Below are 26,700 nucleotides of genomic sequence, written 5' to 3'. Positions count from 1 at the left end.
CCCCCGGCGGCCGTACGACACCAGTCTGCGCCGGGGGGAGGGAGCGCGCGCGGGGGCGGGGGCGCCGTCGGCCCGGCTACGGGCGCCGGTCGTCCTGCGGAGGCTGTGCGCGGGCGTCCTCCGACTCCGGTTCGTTCAGTTCGAACCAGATCGCCTTGCCCTCGCCCCGCGGGTCGACGCCCCACGCGTCGGCCAGCATCTCCATCAGGACCAGGCCGCGCCCGCTCGACGCCATCTCCCCCGGGTGCCGCTTGTGCGGCAGCTCGTCGCTGCCGTCGGAGACCTCCACGCGCAGTCGCCGCGTCTTCTCGCCGCAGGCGACCTCCGCGACCAGGAGCGCGTCGCCGTCGGTGTGGACGAGGACGTTCGTGACCATCTCGGAGACCATCAGGACCGCCGCGTCGAGCTGGTCCTGGTCCGACCAGTCGTGCAGCAGCTGCCGGACCTGCTCGCGCGCCTCGGCGATCCGTTCCGGCTCCGCCTGGGCGATCGTCATCAGGGTGCGGCGCGGGGCCTCCGGGACGCCGCCGCCGGGCCGGCGGGAGAGCAGCAGGACGGCGATGTCGTCCTCGCGGCGGTCGGCGAGCGGGCCCGTCGTGTGGTGCGAGCCGGGGCCGTGGACGGCCTCCACGAGGGCGTCGGCGAGCCGCTCCAGGTCGTCGCCGTCGTGGGACTCCAGGAGCTCCCGTACGCGCTCCCAGCCGCTGTCCAGGTCGTGTCCGCCGGTCTCCAGCAGGCCGTCGGTGCAGATCATGAGGGTCTCGCCGGGGTCCAGGGTGAGCCGGGTGGTGGGGTAGTCGGTGTCGGGGTCGATGCCGAGGGGCAGCCCGCCGGCCGTGGGCCTGAGGAGGACCGTTCCGTCGTTCATCCGCACCGCCGGGTCCGGATGTCCCGCGCGCGCGATGTCGACCGTCCCCGTCTCCAGGTCGACCTCCAGGTAGAGGCAGGTCGCGAAGCGCGGGCCGCCGTCCCCGTCGCCGTCCGTGACGCCGTAGAGGAAGCGGGAGGCGCGCGAGAGGACCGCGTCGGGCCGGTGGCCCTCGGAGGCGTACGCGCGCAGGGCGATCCGCAGCTGCCCCATGAGGCCGGCGGCCCGCACGTCGTGGCCCTGCACGTCACCGATGACGAGGGCGATCCGGCCCGGACCGTGCCCGCCGGTGCGGGAGGAGCCGCCGGGCAGCCGGATCATGTCGTACCAGTCGCCGCCGACCTGGAGGCCGCCGCCGGTCGGCACGTACCGCGCGGCGACCTGGATGCCGGGGATGCCCGGCCCGAGGACCGGCATCATCGTCCGCTGGAGGCCGAGCGACAGCTCGCGCTCGGACTCGGCCACGCCCGCGCGTGCGAGGGCCTGCGCGAGCATCCGCGCGACGGTCGTCAGCACGGAACGCTCGTCGGGCGTGAACGCCACCGGGTGCTTGAAGGCCGCCATCCAGGCGCCCATCGTGCGCCCGGCGACGACGAGCGGCACGAAGGCCCAGGAGCGGCGCCCGAAGCGCCGCGCGAGCGGCCAGGTCGTGGGGAAGCGGCGCAGGTACTCCTCCGGGGTCGGCAGGTAGATCGCCCGCCCGGTCCGCGCGACCTCGGCCGCCGGGTAGTCCGTGTCCAGCGACATCGAGGAGAACGGCCCCTCGTCGCCCTCGCTGTGTCCGTGGTGGCCGATGACCGTCAGCCGCTCGCCCGCCACGCCGAAGACGGCGAGCCCGTCCGGCGAGAAGCCGGGCATCGACAGCGAGGCCGCCACCCGCAGCACCTCGGCCGTCGACCGCGCCTCGGCGAGCGCCCGCCCGGCGTCGAGGAGGAAGGCCTCGCGGGAGCGGCGCCAGTCACCGGTGACGGGGGTGCGGGCGGCGGCGTCCGGCAGCTGCTCGGCGACCTCCTGGAGGGTGCCGACCAGCTGGTAGTCGTTCCCCTCGATGAGAGGCTTCGACCTGCTCCGTACGGTACGGATCACCCGCCCGTGCCCGTCCATGACACGCAGCCGGGCCTCGGCGAGGGTGCCCTCGGCGACGGCGAGGTTGACCACCCCGTCGATCTCGTTCCAGTCGACCGGATGAAAACGGGACCGTACGGCCGCCTCGGTGAGCCGCACGGGCTCGGCGGGCAGCCCGAGCAGCCGGGCGGCCTCGGCGTCGAGCGAGACGATCCCGGACGCGTTGTCCCAGCGCCACAGGCCGGTCGCGATCGCGGCCAGGACGTCCTCGGTGCGCATTGCCCCACTTTATGAATATCGGACAGCGGGTCGCCACCGAGGGTATTCGAGATGCGATCTTGGCCCGGCCGGTACCCTGGGTGGGTCTGCCCTCGTGTCCTGTGACATCTGTGACAGCGGTCACGGCCGGCGGCGACCCACCCCAAGATCCCGAAGACTGGATGAACGACGATGCATCGGTACAGGTCCCACACCTGCGGCGAGCTCCGCGCCTCTGACGTCGGCACCGACGTCCGGCTGAGCGGCTGGCTGCACAATCGGCGCGACCTGGGCGGCATCCTCTTCATCGATCTGCGCGACCACTACGGCATCACGCAGCTCGTCGCCCGGCCCGGCACGCCCGCCGCCGAGGTTCTCGACAAGCTCACCAAGGAGACGGTCGTCCGCGTGGACGGCAAGGTCGTCTCCCGCGGCGCGGAGAACGTCAACCCCGAGCTGCCGACCGGCGAGATCGAGATCGAGGCCGCCGAGGTCGAGGTCCTGGGCGCCGCCAAGCAGGTCCCCTTCACCATCAACACCGACGACGGTGTCAACGAGGAGCGGCGCCTGGAGTACCGCTTCCTCGACCTGCGCCGCGAGCGCATGCACCGCAACATCATGCTGCGCTCCGCCGTCATCGCCTCCATCCGCTCCAAGATGGTGGCCCTCGGCTTCAACGAGATGGCGACCCCGATCCTCGCCGCGACCTCCCCCGAGGGCGCCCGCGACTTCGTCGTCCCCTCCCGCCTGAACCCGGGCAAGTTCTACGCGCTGCCGCAGGCGCCGCAGCAGTTCAAGCAGCTGCTGATGATCTCCGGCTTCGACCGGTACTTCCAGATCGCGCCCTGCTTCCGCGACGAGGACGCCCGCGCCGACCGCTCGCCCGGCGAGTTCTACCAGCTCGACGTCGAGATGAGCTTCGTCGAGCAGGAGGACGTCTTCCAGCCGATCGAGAAGCTCATGACGGAGCTCTTCGAGGAGTTCGGCGGCGGCCGCCACGTCACCTCGCCGTTCCCGCGGATCCCGTTCCGCGAGTCGATGCTCAAGTACGGCAACGACAAGCCCGACCTGCGCACCGACCTCGAACTCGTCGACCTCACCGACGTCTTCGAGAACTCCGAGTTCAAGGCCTTCGCCGGCAAGCACGTCCGTGCCCTGGCCGTCCCGAACACCGGCGACCAGCCGCGCAAGTTCTTCGACTCCCTCGGCGACTTCGCGGTCTCCCTGGGCGCGAAGGGCCTGGCCTGGGTCCGCGTCGGCGAGGGCAACGCCCTGACCGGCCCGATCGCCAAGTTCCTCACCGAGGAGAACGTCAAGGTCCTCACCGAGCGCCTCGGCCTCGTCCCGGGCCACGCGATCTTCTTCGGCGCGGGCGAGTTCGACGAGGTCTCCAAGATCATGGGCCCGGTCCGGGTCGAGGCCGCCAAGCGCGCCGGCCAGTTCGAGGAGAACGTCTTCCGCTTCGCGTGGATCGTCGACTTCCCGATGTACGAGCGGGACGAGGAGACCGGCAAGATCGACTTCTCGCACAACCCGTTCTCCATGCCGCAGGGCGGCCTGGAGGCCCTGGAGACCCAGGACCCGCTGGACGTCCTCGGCTGGCAGTACGACATCGTCTGCAACGGCATCGAGCTCTCCTCCGGCGCCATCCGGAACCACGAGCCCGAGATCATGTTCAAGGCCTTCGAGATCGCGGGCTACTCCCGCGAGACGGTCGAGCACGAGTTCGCGGGCATGCTCCGCGCCTTCGAGTACGGCGCCCCGCCGCACGGCGGCATCGCCCCGGGCGTCGACCGCATCGTGATGCTCCTCGCCGACGAGCCCAACATCCGCGAGATCATCGCCTTCCCGCTCAACGGCAACGGCCAGGACCTCCTGATGGGCGCCCCGACGGAACTCGACGAGTCCCGCCTGCGCGAGCTGAACATCCAGCTCCGCAAGCCGGTCGAGAAGAAGGCCGTCACGGAGGACCGCCCGGTGACGGAGTCGGTCCACCCGGACGCGGCGCGGTGAGCCTGAGAGCTGACGCCTGACGAAGGGCCCGGAATCCTCATGGATTCCGGGCCCTTCGCGTCCCACTGGAATGCGGGCCGTTCCTCGAGATCCCGAAAGAGATCCGAGGGGCCGGCCACGGAATCCTCAATTCACCGAGCAACCGCGCAAACCGCCGTCGTGCCGCGGCCGCTGCGTCGACGGTTTCCGCCCCGGGTGTGGTCCGCGTGGACGTGTCCGTCCCTGATGTGGATGCCAACCCCGCCATGCTGAAGGCACGTTGAGGCGGCAGTGCCGTGTCGTCCCCGTCCCGTGACCGCCTGGCCCCGGCGCCGGCACGCAGAACTCACCGTCCCGTCCGGGGCTCCCGGGCCGCCGGAAGGAAACTCCCCGGGGCTGTCACACACCCCGTCCCGCCTCCGTCAGTGCGGTGTCCGGCTCGTTCGAGACGGATACGGGAAAGACCTGAGGAGCCGAGATGTTCGCCGAGATGTCCACCACCGCCGTCGTCGTCACCGCCGTCGCCGCGTTCATGGCCGGATTCTCCGGGGTGTCGGTCTTCGCCAAGGCCCCGTTCGTCGTCGGGCCGCTCGCCGAGTACGGGGTGCCGCGCTCGATCTGGAACCTGCTCGGGGCCGCCAAGGTCGCCGGGGCCGTCGGGCTCGTCGTCGGGTTCTACGTCCCCGTCATCGGGACCCTCGCCGCGATCGGGCTCGTCCTGTACTTCGCGGGGGCGGTGATCACCGTGATCCGGGCCGGGGCGTACGGGCACGTGGCCTTCCCGCTGATCTACATGGCCCCCGCCGTCGCCGTCCTCGCGCTCGCGTAACCTCCCCCGGTGACGAATTCCCGTACGAACAGCCGATGGCGCTCGCGCGCCGCCGCCGCGATGGTGTCGGCGCTCGGCCTCCTCGGCCTCACCCTGACAGCCGCCCCGCAGGCCGCCGCCGCCACCCCGGTGGCCCCCCTCCCCACCGCGGGCCTCAAGCTCACCGCCGGTGACTTCACCAGCCGCTGGGCCGCCATCGACGCCCTGGAGGCCTCCGGCCGGGTCACCAGCTACACCGGCCAGCCGGCGCTCGCCCCGCTCTTCGACCCGGCCAACGGGGTCACCGGCGTCACCGGCGTCGCCGGGCTCTGCCACCAGAGCAACCTGAACACCGCCTACAGCATCGGCGGCTTCTGCTGGAACCAGGCAGACGACATCTCCAGCACGTGGACGCCGCAGGGCTTCACCGGCTCCCACGACGCGCAGCCCACCGGCACCTGGAACGGCAAGTACCTCTACATCGCCTCCTGGCACAACGGCGACGACAGCCGGGCCCGCATCACGGTCGTCAACAACAGCAGCCCGAGCGTCCCGCCGGTCTACCACCGGATCCTGCTCGTGGACCCGTACGGCACCGGTGACACCGCCAACTACCGGGCCGTCGGCACCGCCAGCGGCTACAGCCCCCGGCCCGGCGGCCACGCCGACGGCGTCTCCTGGTACGGCAACAAGCTGTTCGTCGCCACCGGCCACCAGATCCAGGTCTACGACCTGCGCCACCTGTGGAAGACCACCCGCGGCGCGCAGGGCACCGTCGGCATCGTCGACGGCACCGCCTACTCCGAGGACCACGACTGGGTCCTGCCGATGATCGGCATCTACTCCAACGCGGCCTACGGCGCGGCCTGCACGGCCACCGAGCCGTGTCTGAACTCGCTGAGCCTGGACCGCACCGGCACCGACAGCCTCGTCACCGCCCAGTTCGCGGCGAACGGCGGCGCCCCCGTCATCCGCTGGCCCCTGAACGCCACGGACGCGCTCCTCGACACGGACGGCGCCACCAACTACACCGGCGCGGTCACCGCGAACGCCGCCTACAGCGTCCCCGTCTGGAAGGTGCAGGGCGCCGCGACCGACGGCACGTACTACTACTTCAGCGGCGAGTGCCCGGCGTACGCCGGCTCCACCGACTCCGACGTCCCGTACTGCATCCACCGCGCGAAGCCGGGCGAGGCGCCGCACGTCCTCACCGAGGCGCCGCCGCTCACCCAGAACCTCTCCTGGTCCCCGGCGGTCCACCGCCTCTGGGGCGTCAACGAGCGGGCGAACTACTCCGGCCCCGGCAAGCGGGTCGTCTTCACCCTGAACCCGCCGTACAACTAGCGGAACGGCGGAGGCCGCCACCCGGTGCGGGTGGCGGCCTCCGTCCCGACCCGTACGCGACGCGTACGGGACCGGCGTCAGTCCTTCTTCGGGTCCTCCAGGCGCGGGAACAGCACCGCGCCCTTCGTCACCGTCGCACCGGCCGGGAGCTGCCCCCACGTGCCCGACGACTGGACCGGCTGGTCGGTCAGGGTGCCCAGGGACGCCTCGGCGCCCAGCGACTCCCAGAGGGCCTGCGAGGTCTCCGGCATGATCGGGTTGAGGAGGACGGCGACGGCGCGCAGGGACTCCGCGGCCGTGTAGAGGATCGTCGCCAGGCGGGCCCGGCCCTCCTCCGACTCGTCCTTGGCCACCTTCCACGGCTCCTGCTCCGTGATGTAGCCGTTGACCTGCTTCACGAAGTCGAAGATCGCCAGGATGCCGGCCTGGAAGTCCAGCTCCTCGCCGATCTTCGCGTCGGCCGTCGCGACGGCCTTGGACAGGCCCTCGTGGATCGCCTTCTCCGCGTCGCCGTCGGCCGTCGAGGCCGGCAGCTCGCCGCCGAAGTACTTGCCGACCATCGCCGCCACGCGCGAGGCGAGGTTGCCGTAGTCGTTCGCCAGCTCGCTCGTGTAGCGGGCGGTGAAGTCCTCCCACGAGAACGAGCCGTCGCTGCCGAAGGCGATCGCCCGAAGGAAGTACCAGCGGTACGCGTCCACGCCGAAGTGCGAGGTCAGGTCCTGCGGCTTGATGCCCGTCAGGTTCGACTTCGACATCTTCTCGCCGCCGACCATCAGCCAGCCGTTGGCCGCGACCCGGCCCGGGACCGGCAGGCCCTGCGCCATCAGCATCGCCGGCCAGATCACCGCGTGGAACCGCAGGATGTCCTTGCCGACCAGGTGCACGTCCGCCGGGAACGTCTCCTCGAACTTCGCCGGGTTCTCGTTGTAGCCGACGGCCGTGGCGTAGTTCAGGAGCGCGTCGACCCACACGTAGATGACGTGCTTCTCGTCCCACGGGATCGGGATGCCCCAGTCGAACGTCGAGCGCGAGATCGAGAGGTCCTGAAGGCCCTGCTTGACGAAGTTCACGACCTCGTTGCGGGCCGACTCCGGCTGGATGAAGCCCGGGTTCGCCTCGTAGAACTCCAGGAGCTTCGGGCCGTACTCGCTCAGCTTGAAGAAGTAGTTCTCCTCCTTGAGGATCTCCACCGGCTTCTTGTGGATCGGGCACAGCTTGGTGCCGTCCTCCGCCTCGATGAGATCGCCGGGGAGCTTGTACTCCTCACAGCCCACGCAGTACGGGCCCTCGTAGCCGCCCTTGTAGATCTCGTCCTTGTCGTACAGGTCCTGCACGAACTCCTGGACGCGGTCCGTGTGACGCTTCTGCGTGGTGCGGATGAAGTCGTCGTTCGCGATGTTCAGGTGCTCCCAGAGGGGCTTCCACGCCTCCTCGACGAGCTTGTCGCACCAGGCCTGGGGCGTGACGTTGTGCGCCTCGGCCGTGCGCATGATCTTCTGACCGTGCTCGTCCGTGCCGGTGAGGTACCACACCTTCTCGCCGCGCTGACGGTGCCAGCGCGTGAGCACGTCGCCTGCGACGGTCGTGTAGGCGTGGCCCAGGTGAGGAGCGTCGTTGACGTAGTAGATGGGGGTCGTGACGTAGTACGCCTTCGCCCCCTGCTTCTCGGATCCAGTGGCCGCCATGGTCGAAATCCTAACCGTCGTACGAAGATCCACTCACATCGATAAGCCCGGGGGAGGACCGGGGGAGGACCGGGGGAGGACCCGGGAGGACCCGGGGGAGGATGGGCGGCATGCGTGTACTCGTAGCCGAGGACGAGCCCGACCTCGCCGCGCTCCTCGCCACCGGCCTCCGGCGGGCGGGCTTCGCCGTCGACACCGTCCACGCCGGGGACGCCGCCCTGGAGGCGCTCGGACTGCCCCCGCACGGGGCCGCCGGGGCGTACGGCGGTGCCGGGGCGTACGACGGTCCCGGGCCGTACGACGTGCTCGTCCTCGACCGTGACCTGCCCCGCGTCCACGGCGACGACGTGGCCCGGCGGCTCGTCGCCGCCGGGTCCCCCACCCGGATCCTCATGCTCACCGCCTCCTCCGCCGTCGAGGACCGCGTCGACGGCCTCGACCTCGGCGCCGACGACTACCTCGGCAAGCCCTTCGACTTCCCCGAGCTCGTCTCCCGCGTCCGCGCCCTCCGGCGCCGCTCCGCCCGCCCCGCCCTCCCGCCCCTCCTCGCACGCGACGGCCTCCTCGTGGACACCGTCCGGCGGACCGCCGTCCGCGACGGACGGGACCTCGACCTCTCCCCCAAGGAGTTCTCCGTCCTCCAGCTCCTCCTGGAGGCCGACGGCGCCGTCGTCTCCGCCGAGGAGCTCCTCGAACGCGCCTGGGACGCCCACGCCGACCCCTTCACCGGGGCCGTACGGGTCTGCATGAGCAAGCTGCGGGCCAAGCTGGGCGAGCCGGGCCTCATCAGGACCGTGCAGGGCGTGGGGTACGCCCTGTGAGCCGCCCCGGGCTCCTCGGCGCCGGGTCCACCATCCGTACCCGCATCGCCCTCGTCTACGGAGGCGTCTTCCTCGTCCTCGGAGCCGTTCTGCTGCTCCTCGTGAACGTGCTGGTCAGAGCCGGTACGGACGCCGACGCCGACGCGATCGTCGCCCGGGCGAACGGCGACGCCGCCTTCGCCGAGGCGTACCGGATCGGCGACGACGTCAGCCGGGCCGCCGGCGAGCAGATGCTCATGTGGTCGTCCCTGGCCCTGCTCGTCATGGCCTGCGGCGCCGTCGTCGTCGGCTGGTGGACCGCCGGGCGCGTCCTGCGGCCCGTCCACGAGATGACCGCCCGCGCCCGGCGGCTCTCCGAGCGCAACCTCGGCGACCGGCTGGCCGTGCGCGGGCCCGACGACGAGCTCAAGGAACTCGGCGACACGATCGACGCGCTGCTCGGACGCCTGGAGACCGCCTTCGACAGCCAGCGCCGGTTCATCGCCAACGCCTCCCACGAACTGCGGACCCCGCTCGCCACCCAGCGCGCCGCGATCCAGATCGGACTCGACGACGACTGCGACGTCCGGCAGGTCCTCCTCGACGCCAACCGGCGCAGCGAGCGCCTCATCGACGGGCTGCTGCTGCTCGCGCGGAGCGAGCGGGGGCTCGCGGGGCTCGCCGAGCGGGAGGCCGTGCGGCTCGGGGACGTCGTCGAGGAGGAGCACCCGGACGCGTGCGTGGTCGCCGACGGCGGTGTCGTACGGGGGAGCCGGGTGCTGCTCGCGCAGCTGGTACGGAACCTCGTCGCGAACGCCGTCGCCTACAACGTGCCGGGCGGCCGGGTCGACGTACGGGCCGAGGACGGCGTCCTCACCGTCGTCAACACCGGGCCGGTCGTCCCCACCGGGGACGTCGACGGGCTCTTCGAACCCTTCCGGCGGGGCGAGGGGCGGGACCGGACGGGGCCCGGCGCGGGGCTCGGGCTCTCCATCGTGCGGTCGATCGCCGTCGCGCACGGCGGGTCCGTACGGGCCGTGGCACGGTCCGCCGCGGAGGGCGGCGGGCTGGTGGTGACGGTGACCCTGCCGGTCACCGCCACCGTCGTCCCCGCCTAGAGCTCCAGGCCGGCCAGCAGGCCCCGGTAGAACGCCGCGTGCGCCGTCTCCACCGGGGTCGCGCCCGCGAAGTACGTCGCCGTGCGGGGGGTGCCGTCGAGCTTCCGGAGGTAGTCGAAGGCCTTGTTGTCCTCCTCGCCCCAGACCACGAACCGCCAGGTCAGAGGCTTCTCGGCCGCCTCGGCGAGGGCCTGCGTCGCGGCCGTCCTCGACTCCGGGGCGCCGTCCGTCTGGAACACCACCAGGGCCGGGCGGGCCGGGTCCGCCTTCTCGTGGTGGGCGAGGACCTCCTCCACGGCGCGGTGGTAGTTGGTACGGCCCAGGCGGCCGAGGGTGCCGTTGATCTCCTCGATCCGGGTGGGGGTGAGGCCGGCGGGGGTCAGGTCGACCGTGCCGTCGATGTCCGTCGAGAAGAACACGGTCGTCACCGTGGCGTCCTCGTCGAGGTGCGCCGCGAGCGCGGTGACCTGCTCGGCGAGCCGCTGCACGGAACCGTCCTTGAAGTAACCGCGCATCGAACCGGACCGGTCCACCACGAGGTACACGGCCGTCCGCGCGCCCGTGAGCCCCTGCTTCTTGAGCTGCGCCCCGGCGGCCTTGTACGCGTCCGCGAGGTGCGGGGCGGCGGCCTTGACGGCGGCGAGGGGGAGGGCGGGGGCGGGGACGGGGGCGTCCGTGGCCGTGTCCGTGGCCTGGGCTTCTTCGACGGGCTCGTCCTGGGCCTCGACGTCCTGCACCTCGGCGTCCTGGACCTCGGCGTCCTGGACCTCGACGTCCTGCGCCTCGGCGTCCTGGACCTCGACGTCCTGCGCCTCGGCGTCCTGGACCTCGGCGTCCTGCGCCTCCGTCTCGGCCGCCGCGACGGCGACCGGCTCGTCCGTGGCGTCGGCCGCCTCCGGCTCGGCCGGGGCGTCGGCCCCGGCCTGCGGCTCGTCCGCGACGGTCGCCTCCGGCTCCACCGGCGCGGTGGCTTCGGCCCGAGGCTCGTCGGCCTCCGGCTCCGCCGGGTTCGTGTCCTCCGCGACGACAGCCGCCGCCTCATCGGCCGCGACCTCATCGGCCGCGACCTCGACGTCCTGGGCCTCGACGTCCTGGGCCTCCGGCGCGGCCGGGGTGGTGGGCCCGTCCGTGACGACGACCGCCTCCGGCTCCGCCGTGGCGTCGGCCTCGGCCTGCGCCTCGTCGTCGACGTCGGCTTCCACCTCGACGGCAGGTTCGGACGTCTCCGCGTCGGTGTCCGTGACGACGACCGCCTCCGGCTCCGCCGGTGCGTCCGCCTCGGCCTGCGGCTCGTCGTCGACCTCCGCCTTCGGCTCCGCAGCCTCGTCGGCCACGACCGCCTCCGGCTCCGCCGTCTCGGCAGCCACCTCCGCCTCCGGTTCCGCCGTCTCGGCCGCGGTCGGCTCTTCGGCCTCCGGCGCCGCCGTGTCCACCAGGGCCTCGGCCTCGGCCGGCTCCTCGGCGACAGGCTCCGCAGCCGGAGCCACGGAGACAGAGGCCTCCGCGTCCGGTTCCGCCGCAGCGGCGGCCGCGGTCGTCTTGCCGGTCTCCCCGGCGTCGGCCGTCCGCGCCTTCGGGATCTGCGGGTTGTCGAAGGCCGCCGCCACCAGGTCGTCCGCCGCTCGGCGGGCCGCCGTCTCCGGGGCCTCCCGAGGCTCCGCGGTCTCCACGGCCCCCGACGTCTCCGCGGTCTCCGCGGTCTCCGCCGTCTCCACGGCCCCCGCGGTCCCCTCGGGCTTCACGGCCTCCACGGCCTCCGGGGTCTCACGCGTCTGGGGCGGGACGGAGGTTGCCGGGGACTCCTCGCGGTCCCGGCCGAACACCTTGCGCAGCATGCTCCGAATACCCATGGGCGAACCCTTTCGCATGAGTGGGGGTGCAGTGTGAATGTCCGTACTGGGCGTTTCGGGACGTTCATCCCTGGCCAGGGCGGATACGTAAGGTTAGCGGCCGCCCCTCCCGCCTCCGGCGACCCGGTCGCCGCCGGTCGCCGTGCATTCATGCGTCGTTCACTCCGGCGCCGTCCCCGTGCAGATCTACGCACATAGCGTCGCCGCCGAAGCAATCCCGACACCATGTCGGCGCGGTCTGCGCCGGAGGAGGACGAAGTGCGCAAACTGCTGCCGCTGCTGAGCACGAACCCGCACGGAGGCGGGCGTTCCGCCCTCACCTGCCGGTTCCGCTGCGGTGACGCCTGCTTCCACGAGGTGCCCAACACCAGCGACAACGAGTACGTCGGCGACGTCATAGCCGGCGCGCTCTCCCGCCGTTCCGCGCTGCGCGCCGCCGCCGTCGTGACCGTCGCCTCCGCCGTCGGCGGGGCCGTGACCGTCGGGAACGCCCCCGAGGCCGCCGCCGCCCAGCCGCAGAAGCCGGTCGACGGCGCCCGCGGCCTGCGCTTCGCGCCCGTCGCGCCCAACACCGCCGACCAGGTCACCGTCCCCTCCGGGTACGAGCAGAACGTGGTCATCCGCTGGGGCGAGCCCATCCTCCGCGGCGCGCCCGCCTTCGACTCCGAGAACCAGACCGCGAAGGCGCAGGCCGGCCAGTTCGGCTACAACAACGACTTCCTCTCCCTGCTGCCGCTGCGCCACGAGCCGCACCGCCAGGTCCTCGTCGCCAACCACGAGTACACCGACGAGGTGCTGATGTTCCGGGGGTACGACCCCGAGAACCCGACCCGCGAGCAGGTCGAGATCGCCTGGGCCGCGCACGGCCTCGGCGTCGTCGTGGTTCAGGAGGAGCACCGCACCGGCAAGCTCACCGCCGTCACCCGGCACCGGCTCAACCGGCGTCTGACCGCCACCAGCGAGTTCGAGCTCACCGGCCCGGCGGCCGGCAGCCGCCTCGTCAGGACCTCCGCCGACCCGGACGGCCGCACCGTCCTCGGCACGCTCAACAACTGCTCCGGCGGCACCACCCCGTGGGGCACCACGCTCCACGGCGAGGAGAACATCAACCAGTACTTCGCCAACGGGTCGAGCGCCACCGACAAGCGGTACGGCGTCGGCACCGGCGCCTCCGAGCGGAAGTGGGAGCGCTTCGACAAGCGCTTCGACCTCAAGCAGGAGCCCAACGAGGTGCACCGCTTCGGCTGGGTCGTCGAGCTCGACCCGTACGACCCGGAGTCCACGCCCCGCAAGCGCACCGCGCTCGGCCGCTTCAAGCACGAGGCCGCGCAGCCCCGGCTCACCGAGGACGGCCGTCCGGTCGTCTACATGGGCGACGACGAGCGGTTCGACTACCTCTACAAGTTCGTCTCGTCCAAGCGGATGAAGAAGGGCTCCTCCCGCTCCGCCCACGAGCACAACCTCACCCTCCTCGACGAGGGCACCCTGTACGTCGCCCGGTTCACCGGCGACTCGCCCGCCGGCGAGGTCGACGGCAGCGGCAAGCTGCCCTCCGACGGCGAGTTCGACGGTTCCGGCGTGTGGATCCCGCTCGCCACGGCCGGCCCCGACGGTGCCGTCTCGCACGTCCCCGGCATGACCGCCGAGGAGGTGTACGTCTTCACCCGTCTCGCCGGTGACAAGGTCGGCGCGACGAAGATGGACCGTCCCGAGGACGTCGAGCCGTCCCCGCGCAGCGGCCGCGTCTACGTCGCGCTCACCAACAACTCCAAGCGCGGCACCACCGGCAACGCCCCCGCCGACGAGGCCAACCCGCGCAACGTCAACAAGCACGGCCACATCCTGGAGCTCTCCGAGCACTGGGACGACCCGTCGAGCGACGGCTTCGCCTGGCGGCTGTTCCTCGTCGCCGGCGACCCCACCGACCCGGCCACCTACTTCGCCGGCTTCCCCAAGGAGAAGGTCTCCCCGATCTCCTGCCCGGACAACGTCGCCTTCGACCCGCACGGCAACCTGTGGATCTCCACCGACGGCAACCAGCTCGGCTCGCACGACGGCCTGTTCGGCGTCGCCACGCGCGGCGAGCGGCGCGGTGAGCTCAAGCAGTTCCTGACCGTGCCCACCGGCGCCGAGACCTGCGGCCCGCTCGTCCAGGACCGCCGCGTCCTCGTCTCCGTGCAGCACCCGGGAGAGGTCGACGGAGCCTCCGTCGAGAAGCCCGCCTCCACCTGGCCCGACGGGCCGGGGAAGATCGTCCGCCCGGCGGTCGTCTCCGTCTGGCGCAAGGACGGCAGCGACATCGGCGTCTAGGAAGTCCTCCGGGCCTGGGAGGGGGGTCACCCCACTCCCAGGCCCTCCCTGAACCTGGTGAACTGCTCCTCCGGGTCGCCCGTGTACGACCACGGCACCCATGCCGCCCGCGTGCCGAGGAGCCCCATCAGCTCCCGGGCGATCTCCACCTGACCGGCGTAACAGGCCGCGTGAGCAAGGAAGTTGAGGTCCCCGACCTCTTCCGGTGCCACCGGGCGCTCCGGGTCCCGCCCGCCGATCCAGCGCGCGTGGGTGCGGCGCAGCTCGGTCACCGCCAGTTCGTGCTTCCAGTGCTGGTCGAAGCCGCGCACCGGCCCCCGGCCGAGCGCCCCGTCCGCGATGTACCGGTACTCCTCGACCCGGGCCACCTGCACCAGGACCGGCAGCGGCGAGCCGGGCGGTGCCACGCCGGCCGCGTCGCGGGCGAAGTCGTACATGCTGCCGTGCGTGCCGTGCCACCGCGCCGACCAGTAGCGGAGCACCTGGATGTGACCCTCGGTGTTGTACGGGTCGCGGCGCCGCAACTCGTCGAACCAGTGGCGCAGTTCACGGCGCGGCACCCCGCCCTCGTACAGCCGGGCCACCGAGAGCAGCGACACCCAGGGCATCGGGTCGGCCGGCGCGGCCTCGGCCGCGCTCCGGCAGGCGTCGACGGCGGCGTCGATCCGGCCCCGGTCGACGGTGGCGCCCCGGCCGGCCGCGATGGCGGCGTCGAAGACCCGGACCACCTGGGTCGCGGCCCGCAGCACGGCGGCGTCGGGGTTGCCGGGCTCGGCGGCCCGCCAGGTCTCGACGGTGGAGCTGCCGGCGGCGGCGTGCGAGAGGAGCCGCAGCCGGTGGGTGCGGCGCGCCCAGTCCGTACCGGTGGCGGCGAGCAGGTCCCGTACGCCCTGCCAGCGGCCGATGACGATGTCGTGGCGCGCCTCGGTGAGCGCCCGGTCCCCGAAGTCCGGGTCGAAGTCGGGCGCGAAGCGCTCCGGTCGCGCCGGGCGCGCGGAGCGGCGGCGTACGGCCATCGGGGGCCTCCTTCGGGTTCGGCTGCCGTCAGAAGTCGCTGTTCGCGGAGGTGCGTGCGGGTCAGAAGTCCGTCGCGTAGCCCTTGTCGCGGGCTCCCGTGCGCGGGCGGGTGGCCGGGGTCGAGCCCTCGGCCGCGGCGAGCGCGCGGACCGCGTCGAGGCGGGCCGGTCGGTAGTAGTCGCTGCCCTTCCGCCAGTACACGAGGAGCGGGACCACCCCGAGGAGCAGTCCGCCCAGGCCGATGGTGAGGGCGGTCGTGGAGAGTTCGCCGAGGGACTCGACGAAGGCCCAGAGCATGAACGCGGAGCCGAACAGCGGCCAGAGGCCGCCGAGGACCAGGTTCCGTACGGAGCGGAACAGGACCGCCTTGTACGCGACGACGGCGGCGATGCCCGCCAGGCCGTAGTAGAAGGCGATCTGGAGGCCGATCGCGGCGACGGCGTCGCTGAGGATCCGCTGCACCGATCCCGCGGCCGCGGCCGCGCAGAACATCAGGAGGGCGGCGGCGCCGACGGCGGCGATCGCGACCCACGGGGTGTTCCAGCGGCGGTGCACGAGTCCGAGCGCGGCCGGCAGGGTCCGGTCGCGGCCCATCGCGAAGAGCGAGCGCGTGACCTGGAGGAGCGTGGTCTCCAGGGTGGCGACCGTGGACAGCAGGACGGCCACGACGAGCAGTCTGCCGCCGACGCCGGGCCAGATCTCCTGGCCGAGGACGGCGAGGACGTTGGGTCCGGCGGCCCGGATCTCCTCGGCGCTCAGCAGCACGTTGACGGCGACGGTGAAGGCCTCGAAGAGGAGGAAGACGAAGCCGACGCCGACGAGCGCGGCGAGCCCGGCGGTGCGGCGGCTGTCGCGGGTCTCCTCGCTGAGGTTGCTGGTGACGTCCCAGCCCCAGTAGTAGAACGCGGCGATCAGCGCCCCGGCGGCGAAGGTGTCCGCCCCGTGGAAGTGGTCGAGGGCGAACCAGGACCAGTCGAAGGCGGTGGCCCGGCCCCGGTGCGCGACCGCGGCCAGGACGAAGGCGAGCAGGATCAGCATCTCGACGCCGGACATCACGAGCTGCGCCCGTACGGTGAGCCGGGCGCCGCCCAGGACGACGAGCAGCATCATCAGGAACCAGCCGGCGCCGACGGCCGCGGCGAGCGGGGTGTTCGCGGCGAGGTCCTGGTCGATCAGGGAGAGCGTGAGGGAGCCGGCGGGCAGCGAACCGGCCACCATGAACACGGTGGCGGCGAAGACGAGCGCCCAGCCGGAGAGGAAGCCGAGGAAGGGGTGGAGGGTGCGGCCCACCCAGGAGTACCCGGCGCCGGCGTTGACGTCGATGCGGCCGAGGCGGGCGTACGCGATGACGATGCCGAGCATCGGTATCGCGCAGTAGAGCAGCGCGGCGGGCCCGGCGAGGCCGACCGCGCCGAAGAGGACGGCGGTGGTCGCGGCCAGCGAATAGGCGGGGGCGCTGCCGGCGACGGCCATCACGATCGTGTCGAAGGTACCGAGGACGTTGGGCTGGAGCCCTCTGTTCGTGGTGGTGCGCATGGCGGGTCCTCGGGGGCGCGGGGGCTGAGGCAGGGCTGGGTGGCCCGTCCGCCGGGCCGGTTGCCGGCGGCGGCGGGCGCGGATCACGGTGAATCGAGCGCATCGTAGTCGCCCGGGTGGCTTCCGGTAACGGTGGTGGGGAGGGTTCCGTTCCGTGACCGCCGGTAAGTTCTCCCGTACGCCCCCCGAGGAGGGTTCACCGCAGGTCGGGACCGGCGATGGCGCGGGCCGCGCCGACCTCCTGGCGGAGCGGCGCCAGGACTCCGTTCTCGTCGCCGGGGAGCTCCGCGCGGACCTCCACGAGGGTGTCCGTGCCGCGCAGTCCGTCCGCGAGTTCCCGCAACTCCCGCTCGACGGCGGCGACCTCCGCGGGGTCGGGCGCGGCGGCGCCGTGGTTCACCCGGATCCGGGCGGCGGTCGTGGCGTCCACGATCCGCTCCACGGCGACGACGAGCGGCCACCAGGCGGCGGCCCGGGCACCCGTCGGCGGCGGCTCGGTCAGGGCCCGCTGGAACTCCGAGCGGACGGCCGACAGGTCCCGGTAGAGCTTCCGGCGGGCCCGCAGCCGCCCGCCCTGGTCCGGACCGGATCCGTCGAACGCGCAGGTCACGTACGCGGCGGTGTCCGCGACCGCGTCCGCGAGCCGGTCCCCGATCCGGGAGTGCCAGGACTCCGGCCAGAGCAGATAACCGGCGACCAGCGCGATCCCGCAGCCGATGAGCGAGTCGTACAGCCGGGGCAGGACGAGGTCGAAGCCCTGGTGGTTGAGCGTGTCGGAGAGCAGCAGGATGACCGGGGTGATGGCCGCGGTCTGGAAGGCGTACCCCTTCGCGGAGAAGGCCGGGATGAGCGCCGCGAGCACCGTCATCACCGGCACGTCCCACCAGCCGCGCGGCACCTCGGACAGGACCAGGGCGGCCAGGACCAGCCCGGCGGCCGTGCCGGCGGCGCGGAGCACGGCCCGCGAGAAGACCGAGCCGAAGTCGGGCTTCATGACGAACGTGACGGTGAGCGCCACCCAGTACGAGCGGGGCACGGGGATCAGCGAGACCAGGGCCTGCGCGAGGCCGATGCAGAGCGCCAGCCGCAGGCCGTACCGCCAGGACGCCTCGGAGAGCAGGGCCGCGCGGGCCGTCCGGCGGGCCCGGATCCGGAGCGTGGCGGGGCGGCCGAGGCGGTCGTCGACGTCGTACGGGTCGGGGTCCGACTCGTGGACGACGGCCGCCGCGTGCCGCAGGGCGTGGTCGACGGCCCTCTCCGCCGGCCGCTCGGGCACGGGCAGGTCCAGGGCGGGGGCGCCCGTGCGGCCCTCCTCGACGGCGTCCGCCAGCTGCCGCACCGCCGCCGGGACCGCCGGGGGCAGGGGGCCGATCAGCCGGGCCCTCAGATGCGCGGCGGCCGCGGCCTCGACGAGCGGGACGACCACGTTGAGCTGGGCAAGGATCCGCACGAGCGGGGCGGCGCGGCCGTGCTGGCGGGCCCGGCGGGCGAGGACCAGGTCGTACGACTGGTTGAGGGAGGCGGTGACGGCCTGCCGCTTCTCGTCGTACGCGGCCGTGCCGGTCGCCTCGTACAGCTCGGCGACGGTCCGGTACGTCGCCGCCACGGCCTCCCGCTCGGGGGCGGCGCGGCGCATCGGCCAGCCGAGGAGCGTGAGGGCGAGGACGAACAGCCCGCCGAGGCCGAGGAGGACGGGCGCCTTCCACCACGGGTCGGGCATCGGCAGACCGGCGCCGACGACCGCGTTGAGCAGCAGGAGCAGGCCGGAGACGGAGGCGACCGCGCCGATCGAGGAGATCATCCCCGAGACCAGGGCGACGAGCGTCAGGACGGCGACGGCGAGCCAGCCCTCCCCGAAGACGAGGGTCCCCAGGGTGACCCCCAGGGCGCCGAGCGCCTGCGGCACCGCGATGTTGAAGACCCGCATCCGGTAGGCGTCGGCGGTGTCGCCGATCACGCCGGAGAGCGCGCCCATCGAGACCAGCGCCCCGTACGCCGGCTGCCCCGCCGCCAGGCCGACGGCGAGCGGTACGGACAGCGCGACGGAGGCCCGGGCGACGGCGGCCCAGGGGATCGGCGCGGGGGCCGGCTTCAGGCCGGCGGTGAGCCAGGCGGGTGGGGTGATCCGTACGGGCCGAGCCATGCGACCAACGTACGCCGCGTCCCCACTCCGTCGGGTGCGGGTCCAGGCGCGGAACGCGGAGGCGCCGCTCAAGGGCGCCGTCCCGTGTGCCCACCCGTCCCGCCCAGCGGGACGATTGCCCACACGGGGGGGGGCCACCGCCCGGCCCGGCGCGGCTCGCGGGGGAGGTCCGTCAGTTGCGGTAGGACTCGACCTCCGCCGCCGGGCGGAGGGCCGCCGTGTCCGGGTCCTCCCCGAATTCCGCCTTCGCGCGCCGCTGCCGCAGCAGGTCCCAGCACTGGTCGAGGCGTACCTCGAGCTCCGCGAGACGGGTGCGTTCCTCGGGGAGGAGCCCGCCGGTGCGCTGCCGCAGGGCGCGCTCCTCCTCGACGAGGGCGCCGATGTCGTCCAGGATCTCGTCGTTGTCCATGCCTTCCAGCGTGGCGGATCGGCGCCGGGTGCGCAGGTCGAGGCGAGGGGCGGCCGGGCGTCTCAGTGGCGCAGCGCCTGTGAGACCTCCGCCTTCGTCTCGCCCGAGAGGGTCCGGTTGCTGCGGGCCGTACCGGTCTTGGACTTTCCCGGTTCGACGCCGTCGATGTTCAGGACGACGGCGTCGAGCAGATTGCCTTCGCCGTCGCGGAAGTCGACCAGGATCGTGTAGTCGGCGTTCTTGTCCTCGGGGTTGGTCGCGGTGATCTCGGCGACCGTGCGGTCCCCGTCGGTGCGCGTGGCCCCGGCGCGTACGTCACCGGTGGCGTTCACCCCGTCCTTGACCTGGTTCATCTTCTCCTGGGCGGCCGAGGCGACGGCCGCGGTGGCGGAGGAGACGATCTCGCCGGCCTTGTCCTTGGCGGTGTCGCAGCCGGTGAGGGCGAGGAGCGTGGCGGCGGCGAGGACGGTTCCGGTTCCTCGTTTCATGGGCCGGCGTCTCAGAACGGCTCGTCCGGGCCGTACGCCTTGTCCGTCGCCAGCGCCCAGATCACGAAGATCGAGATGGCCATGGAGAAGAGCGCCCACCACGGCTGGTAGGGCAGGAAGAGGAACTGGAAGAGGATGTTGAGGGAGGCCAGCGAGATGCCGGCGACCCGGCCCCACTCGGCGCCCTTGAGGATGCCGACGCCGGTGATGGCGACGATGACGCCGAGGATCAGGTGGATCCATCCCCAGGTGGTGAGGTCGAACTTGAAGACGTAGTCGCCGATGCGGGTGTAGACGTCGTCCTCGGCGATGCCGGCGATGCCCTGGAAGACGTCCATGAAGCCGGTGACCAGCATGAGGACGCCGGCGAAGAGGGTGCCGCCGGAGGCCCAGGATCCGGCTGCGCCCGGCTGGGTGCCCGCCTTGCGCGGGGTGGTGTTCTGGCTCATGGCCCCATCGTCGGGGCGTTCGTACGGTTCCGAACTTTCAGCTGGGCCGAACGAGTGAGCGAAGGAAGGCGTCGAGGGCCGCGTCGAACTCCTCGGGCCGCTCCAGGTTGGGCAGGTGCGCGGCCCGTTCGATCACGGTGAGCGTCGAGTGGGGGAGCAGGGCGTGCATCTCCTCCGCGTCCGCCACGGGCGTGTACGTGTCGTCGCGGCCGACGACGACGAGTGCGGGGACCGTGACGCCGGCGAGCGTCTCCCGGTGGTCGCGGCGCTCGGCCCGGCCGCGCAGGGCGGCCGCCGCGGCGACCGGGTCGGTGGCGCACATCATGCGGTGGACGTGCGGCGCGGCGTGCGTGTTGTACGGGGCGACCATCCGGTCCAGCACCTCGTCGGCGTACCCGCGCATGCCCTCCCGCAGGAGCCGGTCGGCCATGGCGTTGCGGACCTTCTTGCCGTCCTCGGTCTCGGCGGCCGGGAAGGTGTCGGCGAGGACGAGGCCCCGGACCCGCTCGGGGTGGCGGCGGACCAGCTCCATGGCGATCTGGCCGCCCATGGAGAGGCCGGCGACGACGCAGTCGTCGACGCGGAGTTCGTCGAGGAGGGCGACGAGGTCCTCGGCGAAGTCGTCGAGACCGGTGGCGCCGGTCGTCGCGCCCAGGGGTGTGGCGCCGTAGCCCCGCAGGTCGGGGGCGATGACGCGGTGGGTGCGGGAGAAGCGGTCGATCTGCGGCTGCCACATGGTGTGGTCGAAGGGGTGGCCGTGGACGAGGAGGAGAGCGGGGCCGGTGCCCCGGTCCTCGTGGAAGGTGGACATGGCCGCAGGCTAGGCAGCTCCAACTGCACGGTGCAATCAGGTATTTGCGCAGGGTGCGCGGGAAGCGGCCCCGGCCCGGCCGGCGGCGGTGGCGGCCGGGGGGGCGTGATCCACTTGCGGGGCGCCGGGCGGGGGTGTGCCCTGGAGGGTGCGGGAACCGGGAACCAGGGGGGCCGGAAACGAAGGAGCTCCTGCCATGGCCGCACACGCAGCCGCGCCCGCTCGGCGCCGAGTCAGCACGCACGGTTGGGGACTCCCGGTCACGATCGGCGTCCTGTACGGGTTCTACGCGGAGGTGAACGCCCGCGACGGCGGCGCGCTCAGCTGGGGACAGTTCTGGCTGGGCCTCGTCTCCGCCGTCGTCCTCGCCGTCGCCCTGTACGCCCTCAGGCGGTACGGTCACGCCCTGCCCCGCGAGGCCCGCGGCGTCGCCTGGGGCGCCCTCGCCGGCATCGCCGTCGGCTTCCTGTACAGCGTCACCGGCGCGAGCATCTACTCGTCGGTGCTGCTGGGACTCATCGTGGGAGTGGTCTCGGGCGGCGCGGCGTTCTACCTCTTCTACACGCACGAGGACGCCACGGGACATCCCGCCCCGTACTAGGAGGCGTCCGTCGGGCGTACCGCCGGCGCCGGGTCCACCACCCGGCGCCGGCGGTACGCCACGGCCACCGCCGCGAGCAGCGGCGGCCAGGCCACGAGGGGCGCGTAACAGGCGAGGAGGAGGGCCTCCTGGGCCGGCGAGGTCGGGATGTCCGGGCCGAGACCGGCGTACGCCGCGTAGGCCCCCCAGGCGGCGATCGCGCACAGCCCGGCCGCTCCGGCGAGGGCGGCTCCGGCCGCGGCGGCCGGGTTCACCGGGCGCCCGCCGAGGAAGGGCATCCACCGGGGGAACACCTCGCCCCAGGGGCGGACCAGTCCGAGCGTCAGGAACGCCAGCAGCTCGGACACGACGCTGAGGGAGACGACGTAGACGGTCTCGCCGGGGCCTGTCGTGCCGTCGGCCGCGTCCAGGGTCACCGGGAGGCCCGCGGCGAGCGCGAGCCGCCACAGGCCCGACGGAAGGACGGCCGGCGGGACGGCGTGGGCGGCGACGGCGGCCCAACGGGGCACGCCGGGAAGGGCGCTGATCCTCATCACGCGTCCAGCGTCCGCCCGGGCGCGCCCCGGCACGTCGGCCCCGGGGCCCGACCGCCTCCGCCGCGCGGGGGAGGCGGTCTCGTCCTCCGGCGCCCGCGCCGCGCCCGTCGGGGGCCGGTGTGCCCGCGCGGTCACGGTGCGGCCGTACGACCGCGAGCGGGGGTCATCCGCCGCGCGGGGCGGTCTGCTGGACCGACCAGCGGTTGCCGTCGGGGTCGGCGAAGTGGACGAAGGAGCCCCAGGGCCGGTCGTCGATCTCGCTGACCTCGATGCCCCGGGCGGTGAGGTCGGCGTGTGCCTTCTCGATGTCGGCGACGACCACCTGCATGTTGTCCAGGGAGCCCGGGGTCATCTCGGTGATGCCCTTGCCGAAGGCGATCGAGCAGGCCGAGCCGGGCGGGGTCATCTGGACGAAGCGGATCTCGTCGCTGACGGTCACGTCGTGGTCGGCGTGGAAGCCCACCCGTTCGTAGAAGGCCTTGGCCCGGTCGATGTCGGTGACGGGGACGCCGATCAGTTCCAGCTTGATGTCCATGGGGGCATCATGCGCCGGGCGGTGGTGAGCCGCACGGCGGCCCGGGAGGGGCCTCCCGGGCCGCCGTGCGGCCACCGGACCGGTCAGTCCAGGCGCAGGTCCGCCAGTTGCTTCTCGAAGGGGACGACCTCGTCGTCGTCCGCGCGCCGCGCCGGCCTCGCCGCCACCGTGTCCGCGAACTCGTTGCCCGCGCGGGTGATCCGGGCCGGCAGGCCCTCCGTGTACTCGTCGCCGCCGGTGCCCCAGTCCTCCGAGGCCGCGTAGACCGCGGTGGGGACGACGAGGGCCCGCAGGTAGGCGAAGAGGGGCCGCAGGGCGTGGTCGAGGACGAGGGAGTGGCGGGCCGTGCCGCCCGTAGCGGCGATGAGGACCGGGGTCCCCGTGAGCGCCGCCGGGTCGACGAGGTCGAAGAAGGACTTGAAGAGGCCGCTGTAGGAGGCGGTGAAGACGGGGGTCACGGCGATGACCCCGTCCGCGCCGGTGACCTTGTCGATCGCCTCCTGGAGCGCGGCCGACGGGAAGCCCGTCACGAAGTTCTTCGCGATGTCGACGGCCAGGTCGCGCAGTTCGACGACCTCGACGTCGACGGCGTACTCCTGCTCGGCCAGCCGGTACCGGGCCGCCTGGAGCAGCCGGTCGGCGAGGAGCCGGGTGGAGGAGGGCGCGCTGAGTCCGGCGGACACGGCGACGAGCTTCAGGGTCTGCATGGTGTCAGTTCTCCTTCCGGGTGACGGCGGGGTGGAGCGGGGCGGTCTCCGGCACTCCGGCGGGCCGCAGGTTCGCGAACTCCTTGCGCAGCACCGGGACGACCTCCTCGCCGAGCAGGTCGAGCTGTTCCAGGACCGTCTTGAGGGGCAGTCCGGCGTGGTCGATCAGGAACAGCTGGCGCTGGTAGTCGCCGACGTACTCGCGGAAGGACAGGGTGCGTTCGATGACCTCCTGCGGGGAGCCGACGGTCAGCGGGGTCTCGCGGCTGAACTCCTCCAGGGAGGGGCCGTGGCCGTAGACCGGCGCGTTGTCGAAGTACGGGCGGAACTCCCGTACGGCGTCCTGGGAGTTCTTCCGCAGGAAGACCTGGCCGCCGAGGCCGACGACGGCCTGCTCGGGGGTGCCGTGGCCGTAGTGGGCGTACCGCTGGCGGTAGAGCCGGACCATCTTCTCGGTGTGCTGCTTGGGCCAGAAGATGTGGTTCGCGAAGAAGCCGTCGCCGTAGTAGGCGGCCTGTTCGGCGATCTCGGGGGAGCGGATGGAGCCGTGCCAGACGAACGGCGGGACGCCGTCGAGCGGGCGCGGGGTGGACGTGAAGCCCTGGAGGGCGCTGCGGAACTTGCCCTCCCAGTCGACCACGTCCTCCCTCCACAGCTTGTGGAGGAGCGCGTAGTTCTCGATGGCGAGCGGGATGCCCTGGCGGATGTCCTGGCCGAACCACGGGTAGACCGGGCCGGTGTTGCCGCGGCCCATCATCAGGTCCACGCGGCCGTCGGCGAGGTGCTGGAGGGTCGCGTAGTCCTCGGCGATCTTCACCGGGTCGTTGGTGGTGATCAGGGTGGTCGAGGTCGACAGGATCAGGTTCTCCGTGCGGGCGGCTATGTGCCCGAGGAGGGTCGTCGGGGAGGACGGGACGAACGGCGGGTTGTGGTGCTCGCCGGTCGCGAAGACGTCGAGTCCGACCTCCTCCGCCTTGAGCGCGATCGCGACGGTGTCCTTGATGCGCTCGTGCTCGGTGGGGGTGCGGCCGGTGGTGGGGTCGGTCGTCACGTCGCCGACGGTGAAGATCCCGAACTGCATCGTGCTCACCTCTCGCGGTTCCTGCTAGTGGTTGAAGCTTAAACTATTACCTCGAACGGCGCGACCCCCCGCCGTATTCCGCTCCCCGTACCCTGGAGCGCGTGACCGAGAAGACCCACGACAACGAGCGCTGGAAGGAGCGGGGCGTGATGCTCCGCGTCTTCGTGTACGTCTTCGCCACCCACGCCTTCGCCGGCTTCGTCTGGCTGCTCTTCTACGTGGGGCAGAACGCCCAGAAGTGAGGGCCGCCACGTGCCGCCCACCTGCGGCCCTCACGTAGAGTCCCGGACGTGAACGCTGCGATATCGGTGGTGTCGGTCGTCGGGATCGGCGCGGACGGCTGGGACGGGCTCCCCGAGAGCTCCCGCCGGGTCCTGCGCGCCGCCGAGGTCCTCATCGGCGCCCCCCGCCAGCTCGGCCTCCTCCCGGAGGACGACTGCCCCGGCGAGCGGACCGCCTGGCCCTCCCCCCTCCGCCCCGCCGTCCCCGGCCTGCTCGCCGCCCACCGGGGCCGCGCGGTCGCCGTCCTCGCCAGCGGAGACCCCAGCTTCTACGGCATCGCCCGCACCCTCGCGGAGACCGCCGGCGCCGAGCGCCTCCGGATCCACCCGCACCCCTCCTCCGTCTCGTACGCCTGCGCCCGCCTCGGCTGGCCCCTCGAAGCCGTCGAGACCCTCTCCGTCGTCGCCAGGCCGCTCGCCGCGCTCTCCGCCGCCCTGCACCAGGGCCGCCGCCTCCTCGTGCTCAGCGAAGGCGCCGACACCGCCGCGCGGGTCGCGGAGCTGCTGCGCACGACCGGCTGGGGCGGCACCCGCCTCCGCGTCCTCGAACAGCTCGGCGGCCCCGCCGAGCGGGTCCTCGACGGGACCGCCGCCGACTGGCCGCACGAGCGCACCGACCCCCTCAACGTCCTCGCCCTCGACTGCGCCCGCGACCCCGGCACCCTCCGGCTCGGCGCCGCGCCCGGCCTCCCCGACGAGGCGTACGAGCACGACGGCCAGCTCACCAAGCGGTACGTGCGCGCCGCCACCCTCGCCGCCCTCGCCCCCGCCCCCGGCGAACTCCTCTGGGACGTCGGCGGCGGCTCCGGCTCCATCGGCGTCGAATGGATGCGGACCCACCGCTCCTGCCGGGCCGTCGCCGTCGAGAAGTCCCCCGAGCGGGCCGCGCGCATCACGCGGAACGCCGACGCCCTCGGCGTACCGGGCCTGGAGGTCGTCACCGGCCCCGCGCCCGCCGCGCTCGCCGGCCTGGAGACCCCGCACGCGGTCTTCGTCGGCGGCGGCCTCACCGCACCCGGCCTGCTCGACACCTGCTGGGAGGCCCTGCCGCCCGGCGGCCGGCTCGTCGCCAACACCGTGACGCTGGAATCCGAGGCGCTGCTGGCCCGGTGGTACGGCCGCCACGGCGGCGAACTGGTCCGGCTCGCCGTCTCCACCGCCGTGCCCGTGGGCGGCTTCACCGGCTGGCGCCAGGCCATGCCCGTCACCCAGTGGTCCGTAACGAAGGGTTGAACAGAGCAATGACCGTCTACTTCATCGGCGCGGGCCCCGGCGCGGCCGACCTGATCACCGTGCGCGGCGCGCGGACCCTGGCGAAGTGCGGGGTCTGCCTCTACGCCGGCTCCCTCGTCCCCACCGAGCTGCTCGCCGAGTGTCCGCCGGACGCGAAGCTCGTCGACACGGCGAGGATGGACCTCGACCAGATCGTCGCCGAGATCACCGCCGCCCACGAGGCCGGCCAGGACGTGGCCCGGCTGCACTCCGGCGATCCGTCGGTCTTCAGCGCCATGGCCGAGCAGATGCGCCGCCTGGACGCGGCCGGCATCCCGTACGAGGTCGTGCCCGGCGTCCCGGCCTTCGCGGCGGCGGCCGCCGCCCTGAAGCGGGAGCTCACCGTCCCCACGGTCGGCCAGACCGTCGTCCTCACCCGCATCGCCCAGCAGGCCACCCCCATGCCGGAGGGCGAGGACCTCGCCACCCTCGGCCGCAGCGGCGCCCTGCTCGTCCTCCACCTGGGGGCGCGGTACGTCGACCGGATCGTCTCCGAGCTGGTCCCGCACTACGGCGCGGACTGCCCGGCCGCCGTCGTGGCCATGGCCAGCCGCCCCGACGAGGTGGTCCTGCGGGGCACCCTGGAGGACATCGCGGAGCAGGTGAAGGCGGCGGGCATCACGAAGACCGCCGTCATCCTCGTGGGCCGCACGCTGGGGGCCTCGGAGTTCCGCGACAGCCACCTGTACGACCCGGCGCGGGACCGCCACGCCTGCTGACGGTCCCGTTCGTGGCC

At 73.0% G+C, this 26,700-nt stretch carries 24 protein-coding genes; 10 read left to right on the top strand and 14 right to left on the bottom strand.

Annotated elements, in window-relative coordinates:
* Window positions 1–76: 76 nt before the first annotated feature.
* A complete protein-coding gene (locus ACFYUZ_RS06235) occupies window positions 77–2,212 on the bottom strand; it encodes a SpoIIE family protein phosphatase (protein WP_389306694.1) in 2,136 nt (711 codons plus the stop codon).
* Window positions 2,213–2,383: 171 nt separating this feature from the next.
* Between ACFYUZ_RS06235 and aspS the strand changes: the two genes are divergently transcribed.
* The 3 genes from aspS to ACFYUZ_RS06220 all read left to right on the top strand — a co-directional run bounded on the left by aspS (window position 2,384) and on the right by ACFYUZ_RS06220 (window position 6,335).
* Entirely contained in the window at window positions 2,384–4,204 is a 1,821-nt protein-coding gene (gene aspS / locus ACFYUZ_RS06230; protein WP_389306692.1) for an aspartate--tRNA ligase, read from the top strand.
* A gap of 457 nt (window positions 4,205–4,661) precedes the next feature.
* On the top strand, window positions 4,662–5,012 hold the full coding sequence (locus ACFYUZ_RS06225; RefSeq protein ID WP_389306691.1) for a DoxX family protein: 351 nt from the start codon (window positions 4,662–4,664) through the stop codon (window positions 5,010–5,012).
* 9 nt (window positions 5,013–5,021) lie between these two features.
* Entirely contained in the window at window positions 5,022–6,335 is a 1,314-nt protein-coding gene (locus ACFYUZ_RS06220) for a hypothetical protein (protein ID WP_389306690.1), read from the top strand.
* Window positions 6,336–6,412: 77 nt separating this feature from the next.
* On the opposite strand, the gene metG is transcribed toward ACFYUZ_RS06220, so the two are convergent.
* Window positions 6,413–8,020 carry a methionine--tRNA ligase gene (gene metG / locus ACFYUZ_RS06215; RefSeq protein WP_389306689.1) on the bottom strand — a complete coding sequence of 536 codons (1,608 nt, stop codon included), beginning with the start codon at window positions 8,018–8,020 and terminating at the stop codon, window positions 6,413–6,415.
* A 110-nt stretch (window positions 8,021–8,130) separates the two neighbouring features.
* On the opposite strand from metG, the gene ACFYUZ_RS06210 reads away from it, so the two are divergent.
* Both ACFYUZ_RS06210 and ACFYUZ_RS06205 read left to right on the top strand, forming a co-directional pair.
* Window positions 8,131–8,841, top strand: a complete 711-nt coding sequence (locus ACFYUZ_RS06210) for a response regulator transcription factor (RefSeq protein WP_389306688.1) — start codon at window positions 8,131–8,133, stop codon at window positions 8,839–8,841.
* The gene (locus ACFYUZ_RS06205) at window positions 8,838–9,938 is read left to right on the top strand and encodes a sensor histidine kinase (RefSeq protein ID WP_389306686.1); all 1,101 of its coding nucleotides are present in this window, start codon (window positions 8,838–8,840) and stop codon (window positions 9,936–9,938) included. Before ACFYUZ_RS06210 ends, ACFYUZ_RS06205 begins: the two co-directional genes overlap by 4 nt.
* Here the strand turns inward: ACFYUZ_RS06205 and ACFYUZ_RS06200 are convergent.
* Window positions 9,935–11,788, bottom strand: a complete 1,854-nt coding sequence (locus tag ACFYUZ_RS06200; RefSeq protein WP_389306684.1) for a VWA domain-containing protein — start codon at window positions 11,786–11,788, stop codon at window positions 9,935–9,937. The two genes, ACFYUZ_RS06205 and ACFYUZ_RS06200, sit on opposite strands and share 4 nt — an antisense overlap.
* 258 nt (window positions 11,789–12,046) lie before the next feature.
* Here ACFYUZ_RS06200 and ACFYUZ_RS06195 point away from each other — a divergent pair, with 258 nt between their 5' ends.
* Window positions 12,047–14,098: a PhoX family protein gene (locus ACFYUZ_RS06195; protein ID WP_389306683.1), complete on the top strand. Its 2,052-nt coding sequence runs from the start codon at window positions 12,047–12,049 to the stop codon at window positions 14,096–14,098.
* 26 nt (window positions 14,099–14,124) lie between these two features.
* Here the strand turns inward: ACFYUZ_RS06195 and ACFYUZ_RS06190 are convergent, their stop codons facing one another.
* From ACFYUZ_RS06190 to ACFYUZ_RS06160, 7 genes are all read right to left on the bottom strand, one after another.
* Window positions 14,125–15,114 (bottom strand): hypothetical protein, encoded by a 990-nt coding sequence (locus ACFYUZ_RS06190; protein WP_389306682.1) that lies wholly within the window; start codon window positions 15,112–15,114, stop codon window positions 14,125–14,127.
* Window positions 15,115–15,175: 61 nt separating this feature from the next.
* On the bottom strand, window positions 15,176–16,651 hold the full coding sequence (locus ACFYUZ_RS06185; RefSeq protein ID WP_389306681.1) for an APC family permease: 1,476 nt from the start codon (window positions 16,649–16,651) through the stop codon (window positions 15,176–15,178).
* Window positions 16,652–16,847: 196 nt separating this feature from the next.
* Window positions 16,848–18,794 (bottom strand): FUSC family protein, encoded by a 1,947-nt coding sequence (locus ACFYUZ_RS06180; RefSeq protein WP_389306680.1) that lies wholly within the window; start codon window positions 18,792–18,794, stop codon window positions 16,848–16,850.
* Window positions 18,795–18,966: 172 nt separating this feature from the next.
* A complete protein-coding gene (locus ACFYUZ_RS06175) occupies window positions 18,967–19,203 on the bottom strand; it encodes a DUF2630 family protein (protein WP_123453390.1) in 237 nt (78 codons plus the stop codon).
* Window positions 19,204–19,265: 62 nt separating this feature from the next.
* Window positions 19,266–19,691, bottom strand: coding sequence for a hypothetical protein (locus tag ACFYUZ_RS06170; RefSeq protein ID WP_389306679.1), 426 nt, complete (start codon window positions 19,689–19,691; stop codon window positions 19,266–19,268).
* 11 nt (window positions 19,692–19,702) lie between these two features.
* Entirely contained in the window at window positions 19,703–20,140 is a 438-nt protein-coding gene (locus ACFYUZ_RS06165; RefSeq protein WP_389306678.1) for a hypothetical protein, read from the bottom strand.
* 37 nt (window positions 20,141–20,177) lie between these two features.
* The gene (locus ACFYUZ_RS06160; protein WP_389306677.1) at window positions 20,178–20,951 is read right to left on the bottom strand and encodes an alpha/beta fold hydrolase; all 774 of its coding nucleotides are present in this window, start codon (window positions 20,949–20,951) and stop codon (window positions 20,178–20,180) included.
* A gap of 196 nt (window positions 20,952–21,147) precedes the next feature.
* On the opposite strand from ACFYUZ_RS06160, the gene ACFYUZ_RS06155 reads away from it, so the two are divergent.
* Window positions 21,148–21,552, top strand: coding sequence for a hypothetical protein (locus ACFYUZ_RS06155; protein ID WP_389306676.1), 405 nt, complete (start codon window positions 21,148–21,150; stop codon window positions 21,550–21,552).
* Here ACFYUZ_RS06155 and ACFYUZ_RS06150 read toward each other — a convergent pair.
* The 4 genes from ACFYUZ_RS06150 to ACFYUZ_RS06135 form a co-directional block, all read right to left on the bottom strand.
* Window positions 21,549–22,085 (bottom strand): hypothetical protein, encoded by a 537-nt coding sequence (locus tag ACFYUZ_RS06150; protein ID WP_389307020.1) that lies wholly within the window; start codon window positions 22,083–22,085, stop codon window positions 21,549–21,551. The two genes, ACFYUZ_RS06155 and ACFYUZ_RS06150, sit on opposite strands and share 4 nt — an antisense overlap.
* Before the next feature lie 166 nt (window positions 22,086–22,251).
* The gene (locus ACFYUZ_RS06145; protein ID WP_389306675.1) at window positions 22,252–22,623 is read right to left on the bottom strand and encodes a VOC family protein; all 372 of its coding nucleotides are present in this window, start codon (window positions 22,621–22,623) and stop codon (window positions 22,252–22,254) included.
* An 83-nt stretch (window positions 22,624–22,706) separates the two neighbouring features.
* The gene (locus ACFYUZ_RS06140; RefSeq protein WP_389306674.1) at window positions 22,707–23,330 is read right to left on the bottom strand and encodes an FMN reductase; all 624 of its coding nucleotides are present in this window, start codon (window positions 23,328–23,330) and stop codon (window positions 22,707–22,709) included.
* A gap of 4 nt (window positions 23,331–23,334) precedes the next feature.
* Window positions 23,335–24,411 (bottom strand): LLM class flavin-dependent oxidoreductase, encoded by a 1,077-nt coding sequence (locus ACFYUZ_RS06135; RefSeq protein ID WP_389307019.1) that lies wholly within the window; start codon window positions 24,409–24,411, stop codon window positions 23,335–23,337.
* A 101-nt stretch (window positions 24,412–24,512) separates the two neighbouring features.
* Here ACFYUZ_RS06135 and ACFYUZ_RS06130 point away from each other — a divergent pair, with 101 nt between their 5' ends.
* The 3 genes from ACFYUZ_RS06130 to cobM are packed head-to-tail and all read left to right on the top strand — an operon-like array spanning window position 24,513 to window position 26,683.
* The gene (locus ACFYUZ_RS06130; protein ID WP_351176821.1) at window positions 24,513–24,653 is read left to right on the top strand and encodes a DUF6126 family protein; all 141 of its coding nucleotides are present in this window, start codon (window positions 24,513–24,515) and stop codon (window positions 24,651–24,653) included.
* A gap of 48 nt (window positions 24,654–24,701) precedes the next feature.
* Complete coding sequence (gene cbiE / locus ACFYUZ_RS06125) at window positions 24,702–25,925, top strand: precorrin-6y C5,15-methyltransferase (decarboxylating) subunit CbiE (protein WP_389306673.1); 1,224 nt, start codon at window positions 24,702–24,704, stop codon at window positions 25,923–25,925.
* 8 nt (window positions 25,926–25,933) lie between these two features.
* Window positions 25,934–26,683 carry a precorrin-4 C(11)-methyltransferase gene (gene cobM / locus ACFYUZ_RS06120; protein ID WP_389306671.1) on the top strand — a complete coding sequence of 250 codons (750 nt, stop codon included), beginning with the start codon at window positions 25,934–25,936 and terminating at the stop codon, window positions 26,681–26,683.
* Window positions 26,684–26,700 lie beyond the last annotated feature (17 nt).

It is taken from the genome of Streptomyces sp. NPDC004266, from assembly GCF_042874095.1.
Classification (GTDB): domain Bacteria; phylum Actinomycetota; class Actinomycetes; order Streptomycetales; family Streptomycetaceae; genus Streptomyces.
The sequence above is the reverse complement of the archived record's forward strand: the minus strand, read 5'-3'. Positions and strand labels throughout refer to the sequence as shown.